Origin of the sequence: Streptomyces sp. NPDC059866 (assembly GCF_042731325.1) — a bacterium.
Lineage (GTDB): Bacteria > Actinomycetota > Actinomycetes > Streptomycetales > Streptomycetaceae > Streptomyces > Streptomyces flavusporus.
Map to the genome: position 1 here is coordinate 285,595 of NZ_JBHWJT010000003.1, position 25,933 is coordinate 311,527.

General features: G+C 71.0%; 26 protein-coding genes and 2 pseudogenes. 21 read left to right on the plus strand and 7 right to left on the minus strand.

Going from position 1 to position 25,933, the window contains the following annotated elements; all coding sequences use genetic code 11:
• Nucleotides 1-47 precede the first annotated feature (47 nt).
• On the plus strand, nucleotides 48-680 hold the full coding sequence (locus ACFV7R_RS05685; protein WP_385260274.1) for a VOC family protein: 633 nt from the start codon (nucleotides 48-50) through the stop codon (nucleotides 678-680).
• 1,082 nt (nucleotides 681-1,762) lie between these two features.
• Here ACFV7R_RS05685 and ACFV7R_RS05690 read toward each other — a convergent pair.
• Nucleotides 1,763-2,485: pseudogene (locus tag ACFV7R_RS05690) on the minus strand (class I SAM-dependent methyltransferase); the annotation flags it as partial.
• 86 nt (nucleotides 2,486-2,571) lie between these two features.
• Nucleotides 2,572-3,327 (minus strand): helix-turn-helix domain-containing protein, encoded by a 756-nt coding sequence (locus ACFV7R_RS05695; RefSeq protein WP_385260277.1) that lies wholly within the window; start codon nucleotides 3,325-3,327, stop codon nucleotides 2,572-2,574.
• Nucleotides 3,328-3,550: 223 nt separating this feature from the next.
• Here ACFV7R_RS05695 and ACFV7R_RS05700 point away from each other — a divergent pair, with 223 nt between their 5' ends.
• The 3 genes from ACFV7R_RS05700 to ACFV7R_RS05710 are packed head-to-tail and all read left to right on the plus strand — an operon-like array spanning nucleotide 3,551 to nucleotide 5,986.
• Nucleotides 3,551-4,216 carry a DUF4097 family beta strand repeat-containing protein gene (locus tag ACFV7R_RS05700; RefSeq protein WP_385260280.1) on the plus strand — a complete coding sequence of 222 codons (666 nt, stop codon included), beginning with the start codon at nucleotides 3,551-3,553 and terminating at the stop codon, nucleotides 4,214-4,216.
• A 19-nt stretch (nucleotides 4,217-4,235) separates the two neighbouring features.
• Nucleotides 4,236-5,198, plus strand: coding sequence for an ATP-binding cassette domain-containing protein (locus ACFV7R_RS05705; protein WP_385260283.1), 963 nt, complete (start codon nucleotides 4,236-4,238; stop codon nucleotides 5,196-5,198).
• Nucleotides 5,195-5,986, plus strand: a complete 792-nt coding sequence (locus tag ACFV7R_RS05710; RefSeq protein ID WP_385260286.1) for an ABC transporter permease — start codon at nucleotides 5,195-5,197, stop codon at nucleotides 5,984-5,986. Before ACFV7R_RS05705 ends, ACFV7R_RS05710 begins: the two co-directional genes overlap by 4 nt.
• 193 nt (nucleotides 5,987-6,179) lie before the next feature.
• On the opposite strand, the gene ACFV7R_RS05715 is transcribed toward ACFV7R_RS05710, so the two are convergent.
• The gene (locus ACFV7R_RS05715; protein WP_385260288.1) at nucleotides 6,180-7,058 is read right to left on the minus strand and encodes a helix-turn-helix transcriptional regulator; all 879 of its coding nucleotides are present in this window, start codon (nucleotides 7,056-7,058) and stop codon (nucleotides 6,180-6,182) included.
• 102 nt (nucleotides 7,059-7,160) lie between these two features.
• Between ACFV7R_RS05715 and ACFV7R_RS05720 the strand changes: the two genes are divergently transcribed.
• The gene (locus ACFV7R_RS05720; protein WP_385260291.1) at nucleotides 7,161-7,856 is read left to right on the plus strand and encodes an SDR family NAD(P)-dependent oxidoreductase; all 696 of its coding nucleotides are present in this window, start codon (nucleotides 7,161-7,163) and stop codon (nucleotides 7,854-7,856) included.
• Nucleotides 7,857-7,941: 85 nt separating this feature from the next.
• On the plus strand, nucleotides 7,942-8,643 hold the full coding sequence (locus ACFV7R_RS05725; protein WP_385260293.1) for a DUF6081 family protein: 702 nt from the start codon (nucleotides 7,942-7,944) through the stop codon (nucleotides 8,641-8,643).
• Here the strand turns inward: ACFV7R_RS05725 and ACFV7R_RS05730 are convergent.
• A pseudogene (locus tag ACFV7R_RS05730) lies at nucleotides 8,613-8,855 on the minus strand (hypothetical protein); the annotation flags it as partial. The gene ACFV7R_RS05725 and the pseudogene ACFV7R_RS05730 sit on opposite strands and share 31 nt — an antisense overlap.
• Before the next feature lie 68 nt (nucleotides 8,856-8,923).
• On the opposite strand from ACFV7R_RS05730, the gene ACFV7R_RS05735 reads away from it, so the two are divergent.
• Together ACFV7R_RS05735 and ACFV7R_RS05740 are read left to right on the plus strand one after the other, a co-directional pair.
• Nucleotides 8,924-9,283 carry a malic enzyme-like NAD(P)-binding protein gene (locus tag ACFV7R_RS05735; protein WP_385260295.1) on the plus strand — a complete coding sequence of 120 codons (360 nt, stop codon included), beginning with the start codon at nucleotides 8,924-8,926 and terminating at the stop codon, nucleotides 9,281-9,283.
• 102 nt (nucleotides 9,284-9,385) lie between these two features.
• Nucleotides 9,386-9,790, plus strand: a complete 405-nt coding sequence (locus ACFV7R_RS05740; protein WP_385260297.1) for a VOC family protein — start codon at nucleotides 9,386-9,388, stop codon at nucleotides 9,788-9,790.
• Here ACFV7R_RS05740 and ACFV7R_RS05745 read toward each other — a convergent pair.
• Both ACFV7R_RS05745 and ACFV7R_RS05750 read right to left on the minus strand, forming a co-directional pair.
• Entirely contained in the window at nucleotides 9,776-10,459 is a 684-nt protein-coding gene (locus tag ACFV7R_RS05745; protein WP_385260300.1) for a helix-turn-helix domain-containing protein, read from the minus strand. The two genes, ACFV7R_RS05740 and ACFV7R_RS05745, sit on opposite strands and share 15 nt — an antisense overlap.
• Nucleotides 10,460-10,469: 10 nt before the next feature.
• Complete coding sequence (locus ACFV7R_RS05750; RefSeq protein WP_385260302.1) at nucleotides 10,470-11,444, minus strand: AraC family transcriptional regulator; 975 nt, start codon at nucleotides 11,442-11,444, stop codon at nucleotides 10,470-10,472.
• A gap of 81 nt (nucleotides 11,445-11,525) precedes the next feature.
• Between ACFV7R_RS05750 and ACFV7R_RS05755 the strand changes: the two genes are divergently transcribed.
• A complete protein-coding gene (locus ACFV7R_RS05755; protein ID WP_385260304.1) occupies nucleotides 11,526-12,356 on the plus strand; it encodes an NmrA family transcriptional regulator in 831 nt (276 codons plus the stop codon).
• A 13-nt stretch (nucleotides 12,357-12,369) separates the two neighbouring features.
• Here the strand turns inward: ACFV7R_RS05755 and ACFV7R_RS05760 are convergent, their stop codons facing one another.
• Nucleotides 12,370-13,515, minus strand: a complete 1,146-nt coding sequence (locus tag ACFV7R_RS05760) for a YihY/virulence factor BrkB family protein (RefSeq protein WP_129801763.1) — start codon at nucleotides 13,513-13,515, stop codon at nucleotides 12,370-12,372.
• Nucleotides 13,516-13,623: 108 nt separating this feature from the next.
• On the opposite strand from ACFV7R_RS05760, the gene ACFV7R_RS05765 reads away from it, so the two are divergent.
• The 12 genes from ACFV7R_RS05765 to ACFV7R_RS05820 all read left to right on the plus strand — a co-directional run bounded on the left by ACFV7R_RS05765 (nucleotide 13,624) and on the right by ACFV7R_RS05820 (nucleotide 25,925).
• Nucleotides 13,624-15,258: an acyl-CoA dehydrogenase family protein gene (locus ACFV7R_RS05765; protein ID WP_385260307.1), complete on the plus strand. Its 1,635-nt coding sequence runs from the start codon at nucleotides 13,624-13,626 to the stop codon at nucleotides 15,256-15,258.
• Between the two features lie 303 nt (nucleotides 15,259-15,561).
• Nucleotides 15,562-16,836 carry a GAF domain-containing protein gene (locus tag ACFV7R_RS05770; RefSeq protein ID WP_385260584.1) on the plus strand — a complete coding sequence of 425 codons (1,275 nt, stop codon included), beginning with the start codon at nucleotides 15,562-15,564 and terminating at the stop codon, nucleotides 16,834-16,836.
• A 187-nt stretch (nucleotides 16,837-17,023) separates the two neighbouring features.
• The gene (locus ACFV7R_RS05775) at nucleotides 17,024-18,250 is read left to right on the plus strand and encodes a hypothetical protein (RefSeq protein WP_385260310.1); all 1,227 of its coding nucleotides are present in this window, start codon (nucleotides 17,024-17,026) and stop codon (nucleotides 18,248-18,250) included.
• A 43-nt stretch (nucleotides 18,251-18,293) separates the two neighbouring features.
• Nucleotides 18,294-18,866, plus strand: coding sequence for a GNAT family N-acetyltransferase (locus ACFV7R_RS05780; RefSeq protein WP_385260312.1), 573 nt, complete (start codon nucleotides 18,294-18,296; stop codon nucleotides 18,864-18,866).
• Between the two features lie 127 nt (nucleotides 18,867-18,993).
• On the plus strand, nucleotides 18,994-19,077 hold the full coding sequence (locus tag ACFV7R_RS05785; RefSeq protein ID WP_309486338.1) for a putative leader peptide: 84 nt from the start codon (nucleotides 18,994-18,996) through the stop codon (nucleotides 19,075-19,077).
• 128 nt (nucleotides 19,078-19,205) lie between these two features.
• Nucleotides 19,206-20,903: a nitrite/sulfite reductase gene (locus ACFV7R_RS05790; protein ID WP_385260313.1), complete on the plus strand. Its 1,698-nt coding sequence runs from the start codon at nucleotides 19,206-19,208 to the stop codon at nucleotides 20,901-20,903.
• Nucleotides 20,900-21,079, plus strand: coding sequence for a hypothetical protein (locus ACFV7R_RS05795; protein WP_224737165.1), 180 nt, complete (start codon nucleotides 20,900-20,902; stop codon nucleotides 21,077-21,079). Before ACFV7R_RS05790 ends, ACFV7R_RS05795 begins: the two co-directional genes overlap by 4 nt.
• Nucleotides 21,076-21,786, plus strand: coding sequence for a phosphoadenylyl-sulfate reductase (locus ACFV7R_RS05800; protein WP_385260314.1), 711 nt, complete (start codon nucleotides 21,076-21,078; stop codon nucleotides 21,784-21,786). The genes ACFV7R_RS05795 and ACFV7R_RS05800 overlap by 4 nt, the downstream gene beginning before the upstream one ends.
• Before the next feature lie 26 nt (nucleotides 21,787-21,812).
• Complete coding sequence (gene cysC, locus ACFV7R_RS05805) at nucleotides 21,813-22,349, plus strand: adenylyl-sulfate kinase (RefSeq protein ID WP_240797782.1); 537 nt, start codon at nucleotides 21,813-21,815, stop codon at nucleotides 22,347-22,349.
• On the plus strand, nucleotides 22,346-23,281 hold the full coding sequence (cysD, locus tag ACFV7R_RS05810; protein WP_129801772.1) for a sulfate adenylyltransferase subunit CysD: 936 nt from the start codon (nucleotides 22,346-22,348) through the stop codon (nucleotides 23,279-23,281). Before cysC ends, cysD begins: the two co-directional genes overlap by 4 nt.
• Before the next feature lie 2 nt (nucleotides 23,282-23,283).
• Nucleotides 23,284-24,618 (plus strand): sulfate adenylyltransferase subunit 1, encoded by a 1,335-nt coding sequence (locus ACFV7R_RS05815; RefSeq protein ID WP_129801773.1) that lies wholly within the window; start codon nucleotides 23,284-23,286, stop codon nucleotides 24,616-24,618.
• 203 nt (nucleotides 24,619-24,821) lie between these two features.
• Entirely contained in the window at nucleotides 24,822-25,925 is a 1,104-nt protein-coding gene (locus ACFV7R_RS05820; RefSeq protein WP_385260316.1) for an aliphatic sulfonate ABC transporter substrate-binding protein, read from the plus strand.
• Nucleotides 25,926-25,933 lie beyond the last annotated feature (8 nt).

Below are 25,933 nucleotides of genomic sequence, written 5' to 3' on the forward strand. Positions count from 1 at the left end.
GCACAGGTGTTCCACAGTTGGGTGGGGGTTGCGTAGCCTCGGTGACGATGAACACGATTCCGACACACCTGGACCATCTCGTCCTCGCAACGCCCGATCTGGCGGCGACGGTTGCCGACTTCACCCGGCGCACCGGTGTGGCACCGGCGGTCGGCGGCACGCACGTCGGTCTCGGGACCCGCAACTGCCTGGTCGGTCTGGGCGGAACCGCTTACCTGGAGATCATCGGGCCGGACCCGGAACAGTCCACGCCCGGCGGGCCGCGCCCCTTCGGTGTCGACGAGTTGCCAGGACCGCGCACACTCACCTGGGCGATCAGCCCTCCCGACCTCGACACGGCGATCGCGGCCGCCCGCGCACGGGGCTACGACCCCGGCCCACCGCTCCCGATGAGCCGCCGCACCCCCGACGGCACGCTCCTGCAATGGCGCCTGACCGACGGCGTGGCCGCCCACCCCTCGGGCCTGGTCCCCTTCCTCATCGACTGGGGCGCCTCACCCCACCCCACGGCGTCGGGCCTGCCCACCACTCCCCTGCTGGCCCTCTCGGCCACCACCCCCGACCCGGCCGGGCTCCGCCCCCTCCTGACCGCCCTGGACACGGAACTCACCCTCACCGAGGGCCCGGTGGGCCTGACCTTCACGGTGGACACACCGCGGGGGCCGGTGCGGTTCGACTGAGGGACGGGGAAAAGTGGTCAGCCGGTCAGGGGCTGCCACTGGTCTTCCTGCGCGGGGCTGATCCTTTTGCGCCACACCAGCGCCCTGCCGATCAGGCCGGGCTTGTCCCGCGTGGCCAGGGCCGGGGCGTCGAGCATGTCGGCAGCTTCCTCCAGGTAGGTGACCAGCGTGTCGAGTTCTTCTCCGGGGGCTTCGTTGTAGCGGGACCAGCGGCCCAGGTAGCCGGTCGCGGCGTCCAGGTACAGACCCGAGGTGCTGTCAGCCGCGCCGTGCGAGACAACCGGAATCCAGGTTGCCTTCCACACGGTGATCCGTTCGTCCTCGGAGCGGTCGGCGTTGAGGGTGTCCTCGTGGGCCTGGGAGTCCACCTTCCGCCGGTAGAAGGCGGCTACGGCGTCCAGGGGCATCAGAGCCTCATTGCCTGGAAGGCATCCCGAGCCCCAGCCGTTCACCCCGTCATCACCCGCTGTCAGCAGCCACAGCACGCGCAGCTCGACGGGTATCCGAACGCCGAGGTCGTCTTCCAGGGCGGCGATGGCGGCGGGGCCGGCGCCGGCGCGGAGCGCGGCGTAGGAGTCGGGAGCGTGGTGCTGGAGCCAGCGGGTGATGCGGTGCCAGGCGTCGGCGATCTGCCGTACGGTGACCGCGGCGGCGGCAGGGTCGGCAGGCTGGTCCTGGTCTCGGCCCTGCTCCTGCTCCTGCTCCTGCTCCTGGTCATGGGCGTCCGTGGAGGGCTCGGTGGAGGGGGCCGCTCTCAGAAACCGGATCTCGATCCGGTCCGGCTCGCGGATGTAGCCGACGGACAGGTCGGGGCAGTCCTCGAACATGTCGCCGTCGACCGTCACGTCGAGGATCCCGGGCAGCCCCGAGGGCCGTCCCATGTCGGGGTCGTCGGCCAGCCGGCCGGCCAGGGCCTTCAGCGCGTAGGGAACGCCGGCCCCCAACCGGGCGGCGGTGTCGCGTACGTCCGGCTGGATTTCGACCTTCACAGCCTGGTGCTCCTTGCTCGTCGGATGCAGGACGGTGTCCCTCGCGCCGTAGGCGTCGGCGTTCACCAGCGGATGGTGCAGCGGGCCACGCACCGGCTTGCGTGCCACGAACACGAACTCCCGCCCGGGTCTGTCGGGAGCATCCCGGATGCCGTCCACCGTGAAGCCCGCGTCGAGAAGATCCGCCTCCGCCTCCTCGCGTGAGCGGAACCGCAGGGTGGAGTCCGAGGTCAGGCGTGCGCCGTCCGTCGCGAACACGAAGGTCCAGCGGAAGGTCACCAACGGCCCGTCGGCGTCGGTCACTTCGACCCAGTTCTCGACCGCACCGACGCCGGGGACGTCCGTGACGCGGTGGGTGGCGTCCCGGTTCCACTCCTCCCAGGCGCGGCGGGCCGGGTCGCGGGTCTCGAAGACCAGGTGTCCGCCCGGTTGCAGGGCGGCGTGGGATGCCCGCAGGGTTGCCCGCCACATCTGCGGGTCGACGATGGCCTGGGCGACGTTGCCGGTCATCGTCGCGAGGTCCGCCTGGAGCGGTGGAAGCGCGGTGGCGTCGCCATGGATCCAGCGGACGCGGTCGCCGCCCGGTTTCGCGCGGGCGACGTCCAGGGAGGCCCCCGCGGGATCGACGCCGACGACCTCGATGCCGTGGTCGGCCAGCAGCAGCGCGAAAACGCCCGTTCCGCAGCCGATGTCCAGCACCCGGCGTGCGGCGAACTCCCCGGTGAGGCCGAGATAGGCGTCGAGGTCGCTGCGGTCGGAGTCGAGCACGTCGTAGATCGCGGCCAGTCGCGGGTGCCCGAAGATCGCGTCAACCATGCGGCGACGGTAGAGAGGCATGCGGGGGCGGGCAAGTGGATTACCGGCACTCAGCAGGGTCGGGGACCGGCACGGTGATTGACGCCCTAGCCGCGGTCCGAACGTGGCGCGGCAGTGCCGCCTGAGGTCGTTTCGGGTTTCGTGTGGAGGATGTCGCGGGCCTGCTCCGCGGCGCGGGCGGTGCTCTCGCCGACGAAGTCGAGGAAGCGGGCGATGTTCTCGAAGCGGGCACCGGCCGGGGTGTCGGGGCCGAGGACGCCGACGCCCTGCCGTGCGGTCTCGACGATCTGGGCGATGGACCGGGCGCTGGCCATCATCGACTGGTACCAGACGTCGTCGTCGACGACGTAGCGCTCGCGGCGGCGCTCGTCACGCTCCCGGCGGACGAGGCCCTGGCTCTCGAGGAACGCGACCGCTTTGGAGACGGACGCCGGGCTGACCTGGAGGCGCTGGGCGAGTTCGGACGCGGTGAGGCTGCCCGTGTCGGTGAGGGTGATGCAGGCCAGCACCCGGGACATCATCCTGGGCATGCCCGATTGCATGACGACGGTGGTGAACACCTCCTCGTACTCGCGCACCGCCTCGGCGTCGCGTCCGTGCGCCTGCGCGGGCGCCTCCACCCCGCGGGGCGCGGCCTGCCTGCGTCGGCGGGTGCGGCGTTCGGTGGCGCGGTGGGCCAGGTCGGCGCGGTAGGCGGTGGGGCCGCCGTTGCGCATCACCTCGCGGGTGACGGTCGAGGTCGGGCGGTCCAGGCGTCGGGCGATCTCGGCGTAGGCGAGGCCGTCGGCCAGTCCCAGCGCGATCTGCTGGCGTTCCTGCTGGGTGAGTCTGCCTCCGGGCATCGCGGTCTCCTCCGTACTCCCTGCGTGCCTCCACCATAGCGTTCACCCTCAAAGCATTGCAACGCACAGCCTAAGAAGCGTTGCATTACCCTTGAGCCCATTGCAACAATTCCTCGGCCTTCACCTGCATTGACGGCGATTTAGCGCAACAGACTTGTTGCCAGATCATTGAACGCAACGTAGCTTTTCCATCGTCCGAAACAACGAGTCACAGGAGCCCGCGATGCAGAAGTTCGACACCCCCGCCCCGATCTCCGCCGTCCTGGACATCCCCGCCGGACGCATCCAGATCATCGCCGCAGACCGCGCCGACACCACCGTCGAGGTCCTGCCCGCCAACCCCGCCAAGAGCCGCGACACCAAGGCCGCCGAGCAGACCACCGTCACCTGCACCGACGGCGTCCTGCGGCTCGCGGCCGCACCGGCCAAGAACCAGGCCTTCGGCCCCTCCGGAGCCATCGAGGTCACCATCCAGCTGCCCGTCGGCTCCCGCATCGAGGCCAAGACCGCCGGCGCCGAACTCCGCGGCGTCGGGCGCCTCGGCGACATCGTCTTCGACGGCGCATACCGCCAGATCAAGATCGACGAGGCCGCGAGCGTCCGCCTCACCGCGCTCGACGGCGACGTCGAGGTCGGCCGGCTGGGCGGCCCCGCGGAGATCAGCACCACAAGGGGCGACATCCGCATCGCCGAGGCCGTGCGCGGCACGGTCGTGCTCCGCACCCAGTCCGGCGACATTTCGGTCGGCGCCGCCGCCGGGGTCTCGGCCGCCCTGGACGCCGGCACCGACTACGGCCGCGTCAGCAACGCCCTCAAGAACGACGGCACCGCCGAACTCGACATCCACGCGACCACCGCCTACGGCGACATCACCGCCCGCAGCCTCTGAGCCTCAAGGAGCTTCCCTCATGACCAGCTTGGCCATCGCGGCGCACGGGCTGCGCAAGTCCTACGGCGACAAGACCGTGCTCGACGGTATCGACCTGACCGTCCCGGAAGGAACGATCTTCTCCCTGCTCGGCCCGAACGGCGCCGGAAAGACCACCGCCGTCAAGATCCTCTCCACCCTCATCACCGCCGACGCCGGCGACCTGCACGTCGGCGGCCACGACCTGGCCGCCGACCCGCAGGCGGTGCGTGCCGCGATCGGCGTCACCGGGCAGTTCTCCGCCGTCGACGGGCTGATCACCGGCGAGGAGAACATGCTCCTCATGGCGGACCTGCACCACCTGTCCAAGCACGAGGGGCAGCGCACCGCCGCCGAACTGCTGGAGCGCTTCGACCTCGTCGACGCCGCCCAGAAGCCCGCCTCCACCTACTCCGGCGGCATGAAGCGCCGCCTGGACATCGCCATGACCCTGGTCGGCAACCCGCGGATCATCTTCCTCGACGAGCCGACCACCGGCCTCGACCCCCGCAGCCGCCACAACATGTGGCAGATCATCCGCGAGCTGGTCTCCGACGGCGTCACCGTCTTCCTCACCACCCAGTACCTGGAGGAGGCCGACGAACTCGCCGACCGTATCGCCGTGCTCAACAACGGCAAGATCGCCGCCGAGGGCACCGCCGAGGAGCTCAAGCGGCTCATCCCGGGTGGGCACGTCCGGCTGCGCTTCTCCGACCCGGCCGCCTACCAGTCCGCCGCCTCCGCGCTGCGCGAGGTCACCCGGGACGACGAGGCGCTGGCGCTGCAGATCCCCAGCGACGGCACCCAGCGCGAGCTGCGCTCCGTCCTCGACCGGCTGGACTCGGCCGGCATCGAGGCGGACGAGCTGACCGTGCACACCCCCGACCTCGACGACGTGTTCTTCGCCCTGACCGGCTCCACCGTGCCGAGCCAGCCCAACGAGCCCAAGGAGGCTGTCCGATGAGCTCCCTCTCCCTCGCCGCACGCGACTGGTCCACGATGCTGCGCCGCAACCTCCTGCACGCGCGGCGCTACCCGTCCCTCACCCTCAACCTGCTGCTGACGCCGGTCATGCTGCTGCTGCTCTTCGTCTACATCTTCGGCGACGTGATGAGCGCGGGCATCGGTGGCGGCGGCGCCGATCGCTCCGAGTACATCGCCTATATCGTCCCGGGCATCCTGATGATGACCATCGGCAGCACCGTGATCGGGGCCGCGGTGTCCGTCTCCACCGACATGGCCGAGGGCCTCATCGCCCGCTTCCGTACGATGGCGATCCACCGCGGCTCCGTGATCATCGGGCACGTCGTCGGCAGCGTGCTGCAGGTGCTCGCCAGCCTGGTCCTCGTCGGTGCCGTCGCCGTGGCCATCGGCTTCCGGTCCACCGGCGCCACGGCCCTGGAGTGGCTGGCGGCGTTCGGACTGCTCGCGCTCTTCGCCCTGGCGCTCACCTGGATCGCGGTCGGGATGGGCATGGCCAGCCCGAACGCCGAGGCGGCCAGCAACATGGCGATGCCGCTGATCCTCCTCCCGCTCATCTCGAGCGCCTTCATCCCGGCCGACACGATGCCGGGCTGGTTCCAGCCGATCGCCGAGTACCAGCCGTTCACGCCGGCCATCGAGACCCTGCGCGGCCTGCTGCTCGGCACCGAGATCGGCAACAACTGGTGGATCGCGATCGTCTGGTGCGTCGGCCTGTCCGCGCTCGGCTACCGCTGGTCGATGGCGTTGTTCAACCGCGGTCCGAAGTAACCGCCATGACAGCGCGGGCCGCCTCCCGCAACTCGTCCCACCCCAGGGCGGCGTACACCGACACCGCGTCGGCGTACGCCGCCCCTCCGCGTCATCGGCCGCCCACCGGGCCCGGCGGACGAAACATCAGGAGAAAACGACCTCTGACGGACTTGACCTCTGCTTGCTGGACGAGATCCGGCCGGCCCGATGGTTACGGCGTGGAGAACAGGCCGGGCTCCGGAGGCGAGGGGCCGTCGGCGCGGACGCCGTTCGTGACCCTCAGGAAATCCAGCTTTTCCGCATCGACGGAACCCGCGGCCACCGTGTAGACGACGAGCCGGAGGTCGCAGCCCGGGACGGTGAGGACGTCGCAGTCGCATGTCACCTCGCCGACCTGGGGGTGCACGACGGTCTTGCGGGCCGAGACGTGCGGTCCGACCGCACCCTCGTCCCACAGCCGGGTGAACTCCGCACTGGTGGAGCGCAGTTCCTCGACAAGGTCGATCAGGCCACGGTCGCGGGGGTAGTTGACGAGAGCCGTGCGCAGATCGGCGACGAGGGCGGGTTTCAGGGCGTCGTCGTCCTGGAGCACGGGCCAGGACGCGAGCCGGCTGGGCCCTGTGGCGAAGACCGCCCGTGCCAGGTTGCGCTCGTCGTGCGTCCGTGCGCTGGGGTCGCCCAGCAGCACTGCCCATGCGGGAGTCCAGGACAGCAAGGTCCAGTCGGCGCTGAACACGCCCACCGGGAACTCCCCGAGGCGAGCCAGCATCCGTTGGACCCCCGCCGGCACATGCGTGGAGATCGTCCCCTCCTGGGGAGGGAGGAGGCCGGCCAGCCGGTAGGCGTGATCGCGCTCCAGGGGCTGCAGCTGCAGTGCCCTGGCCAGGCTCGCGACGACCTGCGCCGAAGGGCTCGTGGCGCGCCCCTGCTCCAGCCGCACCACATAGTCGACCGACAGCCCCGCGAGCTCGGCCAGTTCCTCGCGTCGCAACCCCACCGCACGGCGTCCGGGCCGCGCAGGCCGCCCGACGTCGAGGGGAGAAAGCCGGTCGCGCCAGCGGCGCAATGCCGTGCCAAGAGTCTCGTCCACTCGACCATTGTGTCCGCCGGACAGCCGTTGTGCCTGGTACTGGCCGTCCTACCGTCGCAGAGGGCACTGGTTGTCCTCTCGTCACGGGCCGAGAGTGAACGCATGACAACAACATTCATCACCGGAGCCAACAAGTCCCTCGGGTACGAGACCGCCCGCCGCCTGATCGATGCCGGCCACACCGTCCTCGTCGGCGCTCGTGATCCAGAGCGCGGCCAGGCAGCCGCCGACGCACTCGGTGCCCGTTTCGTCCAGATCGACGTGACGGACGACGCGTCGGTGGCCGCGGCCGCCGCCGACATCGGGGCTCGCGAGGGCGGCATCGACGTCCTGATCAACAACGCCGGCGTCCTCGGGACACACAACCCCGCCGACCAGATCACGGCCGCCGACGCCAGCGAGGTGTTCGACGTCAACGTCATAGGAATCGTCCGGGTGACGCACGCCTTCCTGCCCCTGCTGCGCAAGTCCGCGCACCCGGTCATCGTCAATGTGTCCAGCGGCATGGGGTCGTTCGCGCTGACCCACGACGCCGAGCGCGTCGAGGGCCGGAACCTCGCGCCGCTCTACACGGCGTCGAAGGCCGCCGTGACCATGCTGACCACGCAGTACGCGAAGTCCTGGCCGGACGTGAAGGTCAACGCGGCCGACCCGGGCTACACCGCGACCGACTTCAACGGGCACAGCGGCCCGCAGACAGTGACCGAGGGCACCGACGCGATCATCGAACTCGCCACCATCGGCGCGGACGGACCGACCGGAACCTTCCGTGACCGTCACGGTGAGATGCCCTGGTGAAGACCGGCCGGTTCGACCTCCGTCCCAGCCAGACCGTCAGCACGAAAGGAAAGGCGCAACCATGACGAGCGCCAGCCCTGGACATGTGATCGTCCACGACAGCTTCGAGGGGCCGACCCTGGACATGACCCGTTGGTTCCACTTGACCTTCCCACTCTCGGACGGCGCGACGTTCGTCGCCGATGAGCCGGGAGCCAAGGTTGCGATCGGTGATGGTGGCCTGCGGGTTGTCATCGACCAGTTCACCCAGAGCCATCCCTTCCAGATGGCCGACAACTGCAAGTACCTCGTGCTCTCCACCGAGGACTTCGCCTTGCCCGAGGCCGGCAGGATCAGTTTTTCCGCCTCGATCGCAGCCGAGGCGATCAACGCGACGCCGTACGACTACCGAGACGGCTTCGCGGCCTTCGTGCTCTGCGATCCGGTCAACGGCTGGGTCTACGACCTGTGCACGAGCGGCGAGACCGTGTTCGCGATCACCGAACGCCTGGCGTACCCCGGGGTGACCTCACCCTTCACCCGCGTGGTGAGCGACCCGCTGTTCGGCCCTTCCGCGACGCCCGGACAGCTCCACCACTGCGAGATCACCATCGACACTGCCGTCAAACGGATCACCTGGCAGATAGACGGAAAGACCGTTCACGAAGAGCTGGTCGCCGAGCTGCCTGCGTCACTCAAGATCGGCATGGGCATCTTCACCGTGCACCAGGTTGCAGATGCTGCCGGCACTTCCCTGCGCGGGCAGGGACTCACCGCCTACTGGCGAGACCTCCGCGTCCGCAACTGAAACCGAGCGCGGTGAGACGGCCTGGTGATCCACCTCTGAATAACGTAGCCGCGCTTGTCATGGCGAGTGGCCACCGCCCGAGACTGCTTCAGCCTGTTGATCGCGCGTTCAACGGTGTTGCGTTTCGTGCACCGCTCTTCGTCGAAACCGGGCGGCCGTCCACCGCGCGAACCTTTGCGCAGGCGGGCGGCTTGGCTGTCGGTCTTCTCGGGGATCGCGTGAACACTGTCCGCGTTGCAGGGAGGCGCGGGGCGGAGTGAGACTGGTGCCGGGGAGTCGTGTGCCGGCGTGGAGTTGTGCGGGCTTCCAGACGGCCGTGGGCAAGGACAGGCGATACACCTCCGCGCTGCTGTACCCCGGGCTGGGCCTGGGCATCATCGTTGCCGACGCCTCGCGGGTGACCGACGGGATGCTGCTCGCTGCCGCGCAGGCGGTGGCCGACCAGGTCGACGTCTCCGACCGGGGCGCCTCACTGCTGCCGCCGGTGGAGGACTTGCGGACGTCCTCCGCGATCAGCGCGGCAGCAGTGGTGGAAGCGGCGGTCAGCGAGGACGTCGCCACCAGCAAGCCGGCCGATCCCGGCCAGGCCGTCCGCCAGGCCATGTGGGAGCCCGTCCACGGCGACGGAGCGGCGGCATGAGCGCGCAGCAGTCCGGCACGGCCGGAGCCGACGACGCCCCGAAGGCCCGCCGTGTCCGATTCGTTCAAGACCCGGTCTCCCGGTGCCGCCTACGGTGGCCCCATGAGTCCACGATTCGATGCCATTGGCCTGGTCGTCTCCGACATGGCCGCCTCTGTTGCCTTCTACCGTCGTCTCGGATTCGCGTTTCCCGAGGGGGCCGAGGAGCAGCCGCATGCCGAGGCCGAACTGCCCGGCGGGCTGCGGCTGTTGCTGGACAGTGAGGAGAGTGTGCGGTCCTTCCGTCCCGGGTGGCAGCCGCCCGTCGGGGGCGGCCGGGCCTCGCTCGCGCTGCTGTGTGACGGGCCCGGTGAGGTCGACGCGGTGTACGAGGAGCTGGTGGGTGCCGGCTACCGGGGCGAGCTCAAGCCGTGGGACGCCTTCTGGGGTCAGCGCTACGCCGTCCTGAACGACCCGGACGGCAACGGGGTCGACCTGTTCGCGCCGCTGCCGTCAGCCGGCGAGTAGCTCGCCCAGCGTCGTTCCCGCCAACTCCCTTACGTCCCGGGCCAGGTGGGCCTGGTCCGCGAATCCGGCCCGGGTCGCCGTGTCCGCGAAGGGCACGCCCTGCCGCGCCAGGGTCAGCGCCCGTTGCAGCCGCAGTACGCGGGCCAGCGTCTTCGGGCCGTAACCGAACGCGGCCAGTGAGCGGCGGTGCAACCGGCGTGCGCCGACGCCGAGTTCGTCGGCCGTGGCGGCGACCGGGCGGCCCGCGTCCAAGGCCGCGACGACCTGCCGCAGCAGGGGGTCGGGCGGCTCGGCGTCGGCCGCGAGACGCAGGGCCACGTCCTCCAGCCCGCCGGCCGGATCGGCGGCCGCGTTCACGCGCGCGGTGAACTGCCGTACCCGCGCGGCCGGCCACAGGTCGGCGAGTTCGACGCGCCGGTCACGGACCTCGTACGCGGGCATCCCCAGGAGGGCGGGCGCGGTGCCCGGGTAGAAGCGGACGCCCGCCCAGGGGCCGGCCGTGCCCTCGGTGACGTACGCGCGTGTGTCCGGGCCGGCGACGAGCAGTCTGCCGTCGTTCCAGAGCAGGTCCATGCAGCCGTCGGGCAGGACCCGCCCCGCACCGGACCCGGCCGGCGTGTTCGTCCACACCACCGCGCCGCTCACCCTCGACGCCCGTTCCGCGTACACGTACGCCAGACTACGGCGCCCCCAGGACCGGTCCGGCGACCCCGACGATCTGCGCTCCCCTCGTCCGGTGCTCCTGCGGGCTCACCCCGTACACCCGTTTGAAGGCGTTGGAGAGGGCGAAGGCGCTGCCGTAGCCGACCTGGCGGGCGATCGCCTCCAGGGTGTCGTCGGAGTCGCGCAGCCGGTCGGCGGCGAGGGCGAGGCGCCAGCCGGTGAGGTAGGCCATGGGGGGTTCGCCGACCAGGCCGGTGAAGCGGCGGGCCAGCGCGGCCCGCGACACCCCGGCCTTGACGGCGAGCGACGCCACGGTCCACGGGTGGGCGGGGTCGTCCTGGACGAGGCGCAGCACCCGGCCCACGACGGGGTCCGCCAACGCCCGGTACCAGGCGGGGGCCTCGGCCTCGGGCCGGGAGAACCAGGCCCGCAGCGCGGCGATGACCAGCAGGTCCAGCAGCCGGTCCAGGACGACCTCCTGGCCCGGTTCGTCGCGCACGATCTCCTCCATGAGCAGCGGCGTGAGCGGGCAGCGCCACACGTCCGTCGGCAGGGACAGCAGCGGCGGCAGGGCGTCCAGCAGCCGGCCGCTGATCTCGCCCTGCCAGAGGTAGGTGCCGATCAGCATGACGGCGGAGCCGTCGAGGCGGTCGCCCCAGGTGCGTACGCCCAGGTCCATGGAGCCGCGCAGGGAGCGGCCGTCGGGGTAGCGGCACTCGGCGCCGGGCAGGATCAGCGCCTGCGGCGGTGTGCCGGGGTCGTCGGCGCAGGTGTAGGGGTCGGGGCCGCGGGCGATGGCGAGGTCGCCGGCCCGCAGCCGCACCCGCTCCCCCGTGTCCGGGACGACCCAGGCGTCGCCGCGCACCATCAGCATCACCGTCAGCGGCGCCCGGTCCTCCACCCGGACGGCCCACGGCGGATCGAAGCACGCCCGGATCATGAAGGCGCCACGTGCGCGTGGACCCTCCAGGAGACCTGCGAGTGCGTCCATGCGGCCAGCGTAGAGGTGCACGTATGGGAATGAGCCGTTCAGCGATGGGCCCGTACCGCACTGCGGCAGTTCACTGGACTCATGACACGGAAAACGGACATGACGGTGGTGGTGACCGGTGCGTCCGGTCGTACGGGAAGCCGGGTCGCCCGGGGCGTGCAGGCCGCCGGGCTGACGGTGCGGCCCGCCACGCGCGCCCAGGGCTTCGACTGGGCGGACCGGTCGACGTGGGCGCAGGCGCTGCGGGGAGCCGACGCGGCGTACCTCGTCCACCCCGGGGACGTCGGTTCGGCGGCGGCCACGCGGGCGGTCGGGCTGCTCGCGCACGAGGCGGTCGCTCTCGGCGTACGGCGGCTGGTGCTGCTGTCGGCGCGCGGCGAGGAGCAGGCGCGGCCGACCGAGGAGGCGCTGCGGGAGTCGGCCGCGGACTGGACGGTCGTACAGGCCGCGTGGTTCATGCAGAACTTCAGCGAAGGGCCGCTGGTGGAGGGGTTGCGGCTGGGCGAGCTGGTGTTCCCCGGTGGTGAGGTGCGCGAGCCGTTCATCGATGTGCGGGACATCGCCGACGTGGTGGTGGCGGTGCTGCTGGCGGGTGACCGGTACGTGGGGAAGGCGGTCGACGTGTCCGGGCCGCGGCTGCTGACGTTCGGGGAGGCGGTCGCGGAGATCGCGAAGGCGACCGGGCGCGAGCTGGCATACACGCCTGTCCCGCCGCGCGCATACGGCGAGCACCTGGCCGGACTCGGTGTGCCGGACGAGGAGGTCGAGCTGCTCGTGGAGGTGTTCGAGACGCTGCTCGACGGGCGGAACGCGCATCTGTCGGACGGCGTCCAGCGGGTGCTGGGGCGCGAGCCGCGCGACTTCGCGGAGTTCGCCGCCGAGGCCGCGGCGGTGGGGACGTGGAGGGCCTGAGCGCCCAGCGGCTCTACTCCTGCGGCGGCGTCTCCCCGCCCCCCTTGTGCGTGCTCTTGACCTGTGTGCGCAGGCGGGAGGTCACGTCCTCCGGCGGGAGGAAGCGGGACCAGCGCTCCGGGAACTCGGACGGCATGTCGGGGTCGTCCGGGTCCGGGTCGTGCTCGCGGGCCGCGGCCGCGCGGGCGACGTACTCGGCGACCTGCGCCTCGCGCATCCGCTCGTTGGCGGCGCGGGCGGCGGCCGTGGCGGCGGCGGGCCAGACCCGGTCGATGGCCGCGTTGACGGCGGCACCGACGAGGACGGCGAAGGCGGACACGCCGATCCACAGCAGCACGGCGACGGCGGCGGCGAGGGAGCCGTAGATCGTCGCGCCCTCGATGGTGTTCGTCAGGTAGATCCGCAGCAGGAAGCTGCCCAGCACCCACATGGCGAGGGCGACCAGGGCGCCGGGGACGTCCTCCACCCAGGGCGAGCGCACCGGCACCGACACGTGGTAGAGCGTGGTCAGGAAGGCGATGGACAGCACGATCACCACGGGCCAGTACAGGACCTGCACGACCGTCGTCGACCACGGCAGGATCCGTACCACCGCGTCGGGGCCGGCCACCATCAGCGGCAGCGCGACCGAGCCGATCAGCAGGGCCGCGAGGAACAGCAGGAACGCCACCAGGCGGGTCCTGACGATCCCGCGGACGCCGTCGAGGCCGTACATCACGGTGATGGTGTCGATGAAGACGTTCACCGCGCGCGAGCCGGACCACAGGGCGAACAGGAAACCTATGGAGATGACGTCGGGGCGGCCGCCCTTCATCACGTCGTCCAGGATCGGCTGCGCGATCTGGGTCACGCCCTTGTCGGACAGGACGGTGCGGGAGGCCTCCAGGAGGTTGGCCTCCAGGCTGGAGATCGTGTCGGTGCCGGTCCAGTCGTCGACGTAGCCGAGCAGGCCGATCAGGCTGAGCAGCAGCGGCGGCACGGACAGCAGGGTGAAGAACGCGGCCTCGGCGGCCAGACCGAGAATGCGGTACTCGATGCAGGAGTTGACGGTGTCCTTGAGCAGCAGCCAGGCGGTCCTGCGCTTGGAGACGTTCCGGTAGAGGGCACGCGCCCGGTGGAGACGGCCGGACGGCGCGGGGGATTCACTTGCTGGCTGCACAAACCAAAGGTATCCGCCGTACGGGGCCCGGTTCACCCTGGTGGGACGGTGGAGGGCTGCCGGGTCCGCGGGGTGACCCCGCCCGTACCGCGCGGTAGGTTCGCACACATGGCACGCAGCACCCACACCGTGACCAACCAGCCCCCACCGCTCGTCGGCTACGACGTCTTCACCGCCGACCGTGCCCTGGTGGCCGCCGTCGAACGGCACCTCGGCCCCGCCCTGCTCGACGAGGCCCTCGACGAGCTGGCGGCGCTCGGGCGGACCGCCGGGTCGGCGCAGGTGCAGGAGTGGGGGGTGCTGGCCAACGAGCACCCGCCGAGGCTGCGCACCCACGACCGCTACGGCCACCGGATCGACGAGGTCGACTTCCATCCGGCCTGGCACCGGCTGCTCGGCAAGGGCGTCGCGGCGGGCCTGACCGCGGCCTGGGCGCGGCCCGGCGGGCATGTGCGGCGGGCGGCCGGGTTCCTGGTCTGGTCGCAGGCCGAGGCGGGCAACGGCTGCCCGCTGTCGATGACGCACGCCGCGGTGCCCGCCCTGCGCACGGATCCCGAGCTGGCCGCCGAGTGGGAGCCGCGGCTGACGTCGATGGTCTACGACCGTGAGCTGCGGCCCGCCGGCCAGAAGGCCGGGGTGCTGTTCGGGATGGGCATGACGGAGAAGCAGGGCGGCAGCGACGTCCGCGCCAACACGACCGTCGCCCGGCCCCTTGCCCAGGAGGGGACGTACGAGCTGACCGGGCACAAGTGGTTCTGCTCGGCGCCGATGTCGGACGGGTTCCTGGTGCTGGCCCAGGCGCCGGGCGGGCTGACCTGCTTCCTGGTGCCGCGGGTGCTCCCCGACGGCACCCGCAACGTGTTCCTCCTGCAGCGGCTGAAGGACAAGCTGGGCAACCGGTCCAACGCGTCGAGCGAGGTCGAGTTCGACGGGACCTGGGCGCGCCGGGTCGGCGAGGAGGGGCGCGGGGTGCGGACCATCATCGGGATGGTGGCGGCGACCCGGCTCGACTGTGTGCTCGGCTCGGCGGGTCTGATGCGGCAGGCGGTCGCGCAGGCGATCCACCACTGCACGTACCGCGAGGCCTTCGGCGGAAAGCTGATCGACGCACCGCTGATGCGCAACGTTCTGGCCGATCTTGCGCTCGAGTCGGAGGCGGCGACGACGCTCGCGCTGCGGCTCGCGGCCGCCTACGACGACGGAGGCGAGCAGGAGCGCGCGTTTCTGCGGCTGGCGGTGCCGGCCGCCAAGTACTGGGTGACCAAGCGCTGTACGCCGGTGGCGGTGGAGGCGGCCGAGTGCCTGGGCGGCAACGGGTACGTGGAGGAGTCGGGGCTGCCCCGGCTGGTGCGTGAGTCGCCGCTGAACTCGATCTGGGAGGGCGCGGGCAACGTCCAGGCGCTGGATGTGCTGCGGGCGTTGCAGCGCGAGCCCGCCGCGCTGAACGCGTATCTGGTGGAAGTCGGCCAGGCGCGCGGCGCCGATCATCGGCTCGACGGCGCGATCAAGAACCTGCTGACGGAACTCGCCGACCTGGATGGCATCGAGGCACGGGCGCGTCGGATCGTCGAGCGGCTCGCGGTGGTGCTGCAGGGCTCACTGCTCGTGCGGTACGCGCCCCCGGAGGTCGCCGACGCGTTCTGCGCCTCGCGGCTGGGCGGCGACTGGGGCAGCGCGTTCGGGACGCTGCCGCACACCCTGGACCTGAGGTCGGTGGTGGCCCGGGCGCAACCGCTTTCGTGACCCAGCACGTCAGCAGGGGTGGTGCTGCGCCGACACGGCACCACCCCTGCCCACCTGGCCTGCTCGAGGCCATGAGCGCCGCAGGGCGACGTCGCTCAAGTTTCAATCATCGTACGGCTGTTCACCAGGGTTGCAAGGGGTTGCAACTTTCCGATCTCGGTGACCGGAGTGTGCCCCTCCGTCACCAATGGGCGGCAGTATGGGACGGACCATCAGGGCGCGACCGGAAACCGCGGCCCGCAGGGGTCGACACCGGTCGCACACCAGGGTCCATCCAGGGAGGACTCAGTGACGCGGTCGCCGATCAACGTGACGCAGCTCGCCACCGTCGACGCGACACGGGCGGCACGGGTGCTCAGCGAGATGCGCGAGGCCGCCCTCTCCGGGGAGCACACCCACCTCGCTCCCCGGCCGGTCATCGGGGAGTCCTGGGGGCGAATGCAGCGCAGCGGGGTGGACCCGGAGCACGACTTCAGATCCGGGCTGCTGTCGCCGGAGGAGATCCGGCGGCGCCGCGAGGAGTCCCCGCTGCGCCATGTGCTGCCGGTGCTCAGGGAGGGGCTGGTGTCGGTCGCGGACACCGCTCACCACATCATGGTGGTCGCCGACGCGGAGGGCCGGGTGCTGTGGCGGGAGGGCAGTTCGGCGGTGCTGCGCAAGGCGGACGGGCTGGGGTTCCTGCTCGGCGCCGACTGGCGGGAGAACGTCGTCGGCACCAACGGGGTGGGCACCCCGGTGGTGGTACGGCGGCCCGTGCAGGTGTTCGCCGCGGAGCACTTCGTGCGCTCGCACGCCTCCTGGACCTGCGCCGGCGCCCCCATCACGGATCCGCGGGACAGCCGGCTGATCGGCGTGGTGGACGTCAGCGGCCCGCTGGAGACGATGCATCCGGCCACCCTCGCCTGGGTCGATTCGGTGGCCAAGCTCGCCGAGGCGCGGCTGCGGGAACTGCATCTGAGTGCGCTGGAACGGCTGCGCGCGGTGGGCGCACCGGTGCTCGCCCGGCTGACCGGCCGTGCGCTGGTGGTGGACCGGGACGGCTGGACCGCGACGGTGACCGGGATGCCGTACACCAGCCGGATCGGGTTGCCCAAGTCGCTGTCGGCGGGCCGCCGGTGGCTGCCGGCGCTCGGGCTGTGCACGGTGGAGCCGCTCGCCGAGGGCTGGCTGGTGCGGGCGGCCGACGAGCCGGTGCCGCCCGGGGCCACCCGGATCGTGCTGGACCTGGGACAGCCGCGCCGCTGGTCGGTGACGGTGTCCGGCAGCGCGGGTTCCTGGACGCACGAACTGAGTCCGCGGCACAGCGAGTTGCTGTTCCTGCTGGCCCAGCACCCGGCCGGCCGCAGCGCCGCGCAGCTCGCGCAGGACATGTGCGGCGATCCGGCCCGCACGGTGACGGTGCGTGCCGAGCTGTCGCGGGTCCGGCGGTACCTCGGGAGTTTTCTGGAACACCGGCCGTACCGTTTCCGTGAGGGTGTGGAGATCGAGGTGATCCTGCCGTCCGACCCGCGCGAGCTGCTGCCGCACTCGACCGCACCGGCGGTGGTCCGGGCCCGGGCGTCGGCAACCGTGCCCTGACCTGCGGCGACCATGCCCCGGCCCGAGGGTGCGTCGGTATGGTCACAAGGCGGCATCTTCCGCGGAATTACGGGGTCTTCGTCCGCGAAGCCGGTGACCTGCCGTAGCATCCCCTACGGGTCACCCCACCTGCTCCTGGACCAACGCACGGGTCATCAGGTGCAGTTGGCCCGCCTCGGGAGGACGGATGAAGCATCGCGGCAGACACCGCCGACGCAAGCAGGGCCGGGCGCTGCGGGCGTTCCTGGCCGGGACCGCCCTCGCGCTCACCGGCGCCGCCACCCTGATCAGCACCTCCCAGGCCACGGTCAGCGCCGATCCGGGCGCTCTGAAACCGCTCCCTTCCGACGTCTCGCTCGAGACACTGCGCCTCCACGAGGAGCCGCTCCCGTCGCCGGCCTCGGCAGCGGGCGGCACCGTCGGGGTCGGCGCCGTCCTCGCGGACGCCGACCACACCCTGCGCCCCGCAGCCGACTGCACCGGCGCCGAGCGCCGTGCGCTGCCCGTCTCGCCCGCCGCCACCCGCGTCCACTGCTGGGCCGAGGACGACACCGAGGGGTGGCGGCCGGGCGCGGTCACCACCTCCGGGGACGCCGACGACGACGGCCGCTGGGGCGCGAACCGGGTGGTCCTCTCCGGCTGGAGCGACCACAGGGGCGCTGCGCGGGTCGCCGTGGTGGATGCGAACGACTCCGCCCGGCTCTCCTACACCTGGGTGCTGCTCGCCGTCCCCGCCGTCGACGGGCGCGACAACCGCCCGCTCCTGTCGCCGCTGTCCGGCATGGTCTGGTACCAGGACAAGCTGCTGGTCACCGGCGACGAGGGGCGCGCCCTGTACGTGTACGACCTGGACCGCATCCAGCGCACCACCACCGACGACGCCACGACCGACCGGACACCCGGCGGCCCGGCGGCACGCGGCATCGGATACGTGCTGCCCGCCGTCGGCTCGTACCGCCTGCCGGGCGGGACCCGTATGGGCGGCCTCTCCCTGGACCGCAGCACCACGCCGGACAGCCTGGTCGCGAGCGAGTCGGTACCGGCGGGCGACGACCGGCCGACCCGGCTGTGGCGCTACTCCCTCAGTGACGACCCGTCGGGCGCCGGACTCCTGACCACCGGCCCCTACGAGGCCTACGAGACGAAGGCGACCGACGTCCGGGGCGTGCTCTCCTACCGCGACCGCTGGTACCTGGCCCGCGCGGCCGGTGAGCACGACGGGCACGGGACGCTGTGGCGGCAGGACCCGGGCGGCGCGCAGGCGGCGCGGTGCGGAACCGACGAGACGTATCAGTGCTGGAGCGGCCCCGCGCAGTCGCTGTCCCACTGGGAGGAGACCGGCGAGGTCTGGTCGCAGTCGGGGCGGGTGCTGTTCTCGCTGCCGCTGCACACGATCGACCGGGCGCTGGACTAGGGCCGATCGACAGGGCACCGGACCGGATGATTCCCTGTCCGGCATGACGAACATCCCCGTGACCACCTGGTCCCTGGAGCAGAGCGCACCCACCGACCTGCTCCCGGCCGCCGCTCCGGAGGGCGACATACGCATCGTCCGCGCCGAGGTGCCCTCGCCCGAGTTCAGCCGTTTCCTGTACGCGTCCGTCGGCGGCGACATCCGCTGGACCGACCGGCTCGGCTGGACCTACGCGCAGTGGCGGGAGTACCTGGACCGGCCCGGGGTGGAGACCTGGGTGGCCTACGACCGGGGCACGCCCGCCGGGTACGTCGAACTGGAGCCGCAGGACGACGGGGTGGTGGAGATCGTCTACTTCGGGCTGGTTCCCGCTTTCCGCGGGCGCCGCATCGGCGGACACCTGCTGTCGTACGGCACCGCGCGCGCCTGGGACCTGGCGGACCGCTGGCCGGGCCTGGCGTCGACGAAGCGGGTGTGGCTGCACACCTGCAGCAAGGACGGCGAGCACGCGATGGACAACTACCTGCGCCGCGGCTTCCAACTCTTCGACACCAAGGTCGAGGAGGAGCCGGACGTGGCCACGCCCGGCCCCTGGCCCGGCGCATACCCCGTCTGACCTGGTCCGACAAGACGGCGTTCGCGCCATGTGAGCGACGACACCCTTGTTCCGGAATCCGAGACAAGGGTGTCCGCATGATGGACGAAGCTGGACTCTGTCCAGATCGCCATGACACGCTTCCGTCATGTCTGGAACTGGAATTGCCTTGGTGAGTCGGCGGCACGTCGACCTCGGCCGCATGTCCAGCGCCATCTGTCCGGCGAGCTGAGACCTCTCCAGCAACGCCGTTCTCCCCCCTTTTGTCTGCCCCTGCGCAATGATGCGCCCGCATGCCCGCATGCGCCCATATGTGCAGGTCAGAGCCGCTTCCCAGCCTGTCCCGAAGGACGATTGATCATGGCCGCCACCCCGCAAGATCCTGCCGCCGCGACTTCCCGCCGCAAGGTGAGCCGTCACCGCGGTGAGGGGCAGTGGGCCGCGGGGCACTTCACCCCGCTCAACGGCAACGAGCAGTTCAAGAAGGACGACGACGGTCTCAATGTGCGGACACGCATTGAGACGATCTACTCCAAGCGCGGCTTCGACTCCATCGACCCCAACGACCTGCGCGGCCGGATGCGCTGGTGGGGTCTGTACACCCAGCGCAAGCCCGGGATCGACGGCGGCAAGACCGCGATCCTGGAGCCGGAGGAGCTGGACGACGAGTACTTCATGCTGCGGGTGCGCATCGACGGCGGGCGGCTCACCACCCAGCAGCTGCGGGTGATCGGGGAGATCTCGCAGGAGTTCGCGCGCGGCACGGCCGACATCACCGACCGGCAGAACGTCCAGTACCACTGGATCCGGATCGAGGACGTGCCCGAGATCTGGAACCGCCTGGAGGCGGTCGGCCTGTCCACCACCGAGGCCTGCGGTGACACGCCCCGTGTCGTCCTCGGCTCGCCCGTCGCCGGTATCGCTGCCGACGAGATCATCGACGGCTCCCCGGCCATCGACGAGATCCAGCGCCGGATCATCGGCAACAGGGCCTTCTCGAACCTGCCCCGCAAGTTCAAGTCCGCGATCTCCGGCTCGCCGCTGCTGGACGTGGCGCACGAGATCAACGACGTCGCCTTCGTCGGTGTCACCCACCCCGAGCACGGCCCCGGCTTCGACCTGTGGGTCGGCGGCGGTCTGTCCACCAACCCGAAGATCGGCGTCCGGCTCGGCGCCTGGGTGCCGCTGGACGAGGTCCCGGACGTCTACGAGGGCGTCATCTCGATCTTCCGCGACTACGGCTACCGGCGCCTCCGTACGCGCGCCCGCCTGAAGTTCCTCGTCGCCGACTGGGGCGCGGAGAAGTTCCGACAGGTGCTGGAGGACGAGTACCTCAAGCGCAAGCTGGTCGACGGCCCGGCCCCCACGCAGCCCGTGGAGCGCTGGCGCGACCACGTCGGCGTGCACCGGCAGAAGGACGGCCGCTACTACGTCGGTTTCGCCCCGCGCGTCGGCCGGGTCGACGGCACCACCCTGACGAAGATCGCCGACCTGGCGGAGGCACACGGCTCGGGCCGGGTCCGCACCACGGTCGAGCAGAAGATGATCGTGCTCGACGTGGACGAGTCGCAGGTCGACTCCCTGACCGAGGGCCTGGAGGCGCTGGACCTCACGGTGCAGCCCTCGCCGTTCCGGCGCGGCACCATGGCCTGCACCGGCATCGAGTACTGCAAGCTCGCCATCGTCGAGACCAAGGCGCGCGGCGCCTCCCTGATCGACGAACTGGAGCGCCGGATCCCGGACTTCGACGAGCCGATCACCATCAACATCAACGGCTGCCCGAACGCCTGCGCCCGTATCCAGGTGGCGGACATCGGTCTCAAGGGGCAGCTGGTCATGAACGACCAGGGCGAGCAGGTCGAGGGCTACCAGGTGCATCTGGGCGGCGCCCTCGGTCTGGAGGCCGGTTTCGGCCGCAAGGTGCGCGGTCTGAAGGTCACCGCGCAGGAGCTGCCCGACTACGTCGAGCGCGTCCTGAAGCGCTTCCAGGCGGAGCGCGAGGAAGGCGAGCGGTTCGCGACCTGGGCGGCCCGCGCCTCCGAGGAGGCCCTCTCATGAGTGAGCGTGCCGCGCCCTTCTACTGCCCCTACTGCGGCGACGAGGACCTGCGTCCCAGCGAACAGGGCCACGGCGCCTGGGAATGCGCGGCGTGCAACCGCGCCTTCCAGCTGAAGTTCCTCGGGCTGCTGGCCCGCGGGCTCCAGCACGACACAACGGGAGGGGACCCGACATGACGACGGCTCAGGAAGACCGAGCAACCCAGGAGTTGAAGGATCTCGCCGAGCAGGCGGGCCGCGAGCTGGAGGACGCCTCCGCGCTGGAGATCCTCCAGTGGGCCGCGGACACCTTCGGCAAGCGGTTCTGCGTGACCTCCTCGATGGAGGACGCGGTGGTCGCCCACCTCGCCTCCCGCGCGATGCCCGGAGTCGACGTCGTCTTCCTCGACACCGGCTACCACTTCGAGGAGACCATCGGCACCCGGGACGCGGTCGAGGCCGTGATGGACGTCAACGTCATCACCCTCACCCCGGCCCAGACGGTCGCCGAGCAGGACGCCGAGTACGGCCCGAAGCTGCACGACCGGGACCCCGACCTGTGCTGCTTCCTGCGCAAGGTCCAGCCGCTGGAGCAGGGCCTGCGCGGCTACGACGCCTGGGCGACCGGACTGCGCCGCGACGAGTCCCCGACCCGGGCGAACACCCCGGTCGTCGCGTGGGACGAGAAGCGCCGGAAGGTGAAGATCTCCCCCATCGCCCGCTGGACCCAGGACGACGTGGACGCCTACGTCGCCGAACACGGCGTCCTCACCAACCCGCTGCTGATGGACGGATACGCCTCCATCGGCTGCGCCCCCTGCACCCGCCGGGTTCTCGAGGGCGAGGACGCGCGGGCAGGCCGCTGGGCCGGGCGGGCCAAGACCGAGTGCGGGCTGCACGGATGACGACCACTGACCCCCAGGAGAACCACGTGACGACCGGAGCCACCGTCTGGCTCACGGGTCTGCCGAGTGCCGGCAAGACCACGATCGCGTACGAGCTGGCCGGCCGGCTCCGCGAAGAGGGCCACCTCGTCGAGGTGCTCGACGGAGACGAGATCCGCGAGTTCATCTCGGCGGGCCTCGGCTTCTCCCGCGAGGACCGGCACACCAATGTGCAGCGCATCGGCTTCGTCGCCGAGTTGCTCGCCCGCAACGGCGTCAAGGCGCTCGTCCCGGTGATCGCGCCGTACACCGACAGCCGTGACGCGGTGCGCAAGCGGCACCAGACGAACGGCACGGCGTATGTCGAGGTGCACGTGGCGACTCCGGTCGAGGTGTGCAGCGAGCGCGACGTGAAGGGCCTGTACGCCAAGCAGGCCGCGGGCGAGCTCAAGGGGCTCACCGGCGTCGACGACCCGTACGAGGAGCCCGAGTCGCCCGACCTGCGGATCGAGTCGCAGAACCAGACCGTGCAGGAGTCCGCGGCGTCGGTGTACGCCCTGCTCAGCGAAAGGGGACTGGCATGACGACCGTCGCCACGATCGAGGAGGGCACGGACACCCCGTACGCCCTCTCGCATCTGGACGCCCTGGAGTCCGAGGCGGTGCACATCTTCCGGGAGGTGGCGGGCGAGTTCGAGCGGCCGGTGATCCTGTTCTCCGGCGGCAAGGACTCCATCGTCATGCTGCATCTGGCGCTGAAGGCGTTCGCGCCCGCGCCGGTGCCGTTCTCGCTGCTGCACGTCGACACCGGGCACAACTTCCCCGAGGTCCTCGACTACCGCGACCGTGTGGTGGCCGCACATGGGCTGCGCCTCCATGTGGCCTCCGTACAGGACTACATCGACCGCGGGGTGCTCAAGGAGCGCCCGGACGGCACCCGTAACCCGCTGCAGACCCTTCCGCTGACGGAGAAGATCCAGAGCGAGAAGTTCGATGCGGTGTTCGGCGGCGGGCGCCGGGACGAGGAGAAGGCCCGGGCCAAGGAGCGGGTGTTCTCGCTGCGGGACGAGTTCTCCCAGTGGGACCCGCGCCGCCAGCGCCCCGAGCTGTGGAACCTGTACAACGGCCGGCACGCCCCCGGCGAGCACGTCCGCGTCTTCCCGCTGTCCAACTGGACCGAGCTGGACGTCTGGCAGTACATCGCCCGCGAGGAGATCGAGCTGCCGGAGATCTACTTCGCGCACGAGCGTGAGGTCTTCCAGCGGAGCGGCATGTGGCTGACCGCCGGTGAGTGGGGCGGCCCCAAGGAGGGCGAGACCGTCGAGAAGCGGCAGGTCCGCTACCGCACGGTCGGCGACATGTCCTGCACCGGCGCCGTCGACTCCGACGCCGACACCATCGAGAAGGTGATCGCCGAGATCGCCGCCTCCCGCCTGACCGAGCGGGGCGCCACCCGGGCCGACGACAAGCTGTCCGAGGCCGCGATGGAAGACCGCAAGCGCGAGGGGTACTTCTAAGCATGAGCACGATCACGACCGAGGAACTCTCGGCCACCACCCTGCTGCGGTTCGCCACCGCGGGCTCCGTCGACGACGGCAAGTCCACCCTCGTCGGCCGGTTGCTGCACGACTCCAAGTCGGTCCTCGCCGACCAGCTGGAGGCCGTGGAGCGCGCCTCGGCGAGCCGCGGCCAGGAGGGCCCGGACCTCGCGCTGCTCACGGACGGTCTGCGCGCCGAGCGCGAGCAGGGCATCACCATCGACGTGGCCTACCGCTACTTCGCCACCCCGCGCCGCCGGTTCATCCTCGCCGACACCCCCGGCCATGTGCAGTACACCCGCAACATGGTCACCGGCGCCTCGACCGCCGAGCTGACCGTGATCCTCGTCGACGCCCGCAACGGCGTCGTCGAGCAGACCCGCCGGCACGCCGCCATCGCCGCCCTGCTGCGCGTCCCGCATGTCGTCCTCGCCGTCAACAAGATGGACCTCGTCGGCTACGAGGAGAAGGTGTTCGCGGCGATCGCCGAGGAGTTCACGGCGTACGCCACCGAACTGGGCGTCCCCGAGGTGACCGCGATCCCGATCTCGGCGCTGAACGGCGACAACGTCGTGGAGCCGTCCGCGAGCATGGACTGGTACGGCGGCCCGACCGTCCTGGAGCACCTGGAGACCGTCCCGGTCGCGCACGACCTGGCGCACTGCCACGCCCGTCTGCCCGTGCAGTACGTGATCCGGCCGCAGACCGCCGAGCACCCGGACTACCGGGGCTACGCGGGCCAGATCGCGGCCGGTGCGTTCCACGTCGGTGAGCAGATCACGGTCCTGCCCTCCGGCCGCTCGACGAAGATCTCCGGCATCGACCTGCTGGGCAAGCCCGTCGACGTCGCCTGGACCACGCAGTCGGTGACCCTCCTGCTGGAGGACGACATCGACATCTCCCGCGGCGACCTGATCGTGCCCAGCAAGGACGCGCCGCCGACCACGCAGGACATCGAGGCGACCGTCTGCCATGTCGCCGACGCCCCGCTCACCGTCGGCCACCGGGTCCTGCTCAAGCACGGCACGCGCACGGTCAAGGCGATCGTCAAGGACATCCCGTCCCGGCTCACGCTCGACGACCTCTCCCTGCACCCGCACCCGGGGCAGCTCGTCGCCAACGACATCGGCCGGGTGAAGATCCGCACCGCCGAGCCGCTGCCGGTCGACTCCTACGCCGACTCGCGGCGCACGGGCTCGTTCATCCTGATCGACCCGGCGGACGGCACCACGCTGACCGCGGGCATGGTCGGCGAGTCCTTCGCCTCCCCGGAGCCGGTCCGGGACGAGTCCGAGGACGACGGGTGGGACTTCTGATCATGAACTCCACGGACTACTTCTCCACGTTCGCGAAGGAGGGCGGCCGCGTCGGCAGCGGCGCCCTCGGCAGCGGGCAGGGCGGGGTGGCGCGATGTGCGCGATGACATACGCGCCCCGGGCGCGCCGCCGAAAACCTGCCGACCTCCCGGCCACGACCTGACAGACCGTGACCCGCCGGGCCAACGAGAGGACCACCTCCCGTGCCTGCCACCACCGTCCTCCGCCGCACTCTCGCGGCGATAGCAGCACTCCCCCTCCTCGCGCTCGCCGGCTGCGGCTACGGCTCCCAGGCGCAGGACGACACCAAGCAGCAGGTCGTCGCCGGGGCGAAGAAGATCGACGGTCTCGACAGCGTGAAGATCGGCTACTTCGGCAATCTCACCCACGCGACCGCGCTGGTGGGCCAGAACGAGGGGCTGTTCCAGAAGGAACTGGGCGGAACGAAGGCGGAGTACGCGACCTTCAACGCCGGTCCCTCCGAGATCGAGGCGCTCAACTCGGGGTCCATCGACATCGGCTGGATCGGCCCGTCCCCGGCGATCAACGGATACATCAAGTCGGGCGGCAAGAACCTGCGGATCATCGGCGGTTCGGCGTCGGGCGGCGTGAAGCTGGTGGTCAACCCCGAGAAGATCAGGACCCTGGACGACGTCAAGGGCAAGAAGATCGCGACCCCTCAGCTCGGCAACACGCAGGACGTGGCGTTCCTCAACTGGATCGCCGAGCGGGGCTGGAAGGTCGACGCGGAGAGCGGCCAGGGCGACGTCTCGGTCGTCCGCACCGACAACAAGATCACGCCGGACGCCTACAAGTCGGGCTCCGTCGACGGCGCGTGGGTGCCGGAGCCGACCGCGTCCAAGCTGGTCGCCGAGGGCGCGAAGGTGCTGCTCGACGAGGCCGACCTGTGGCCCGACAAGAAGTTCGTGATCACGAACATCATCGTGTCGCAGTCGTTCCTGAAGGATCACCCGAAGGCCGTCGAGGCGGTGCTGCGCGCGTCCGTGAAGACCAACGCGTGGATCAACGCCAACCCGGACCGGGCCAAGGCCTCCGCGAACGCCCAGCTCAAGGTGGACTCGGGCAAGGAGTTGCCGGCCGAGGTGCTCGACCCGGCGTGGGAGTCCATCCACATCACCGACGACCCCCTCGCCGCCACCCTCGGCACCGAGGCCGAGCACGCCGTCGAGGCAGGGCTGCTGGAGCAGCCGGACCTGAACGGCATCTACGACCTCACGCTGCTCAACAAGGTCCTCGCCGCCGAGGGCAAGCCGACCGTCGACGACGCCGGTCTCGGCGCCCAGTAACCCCAAGC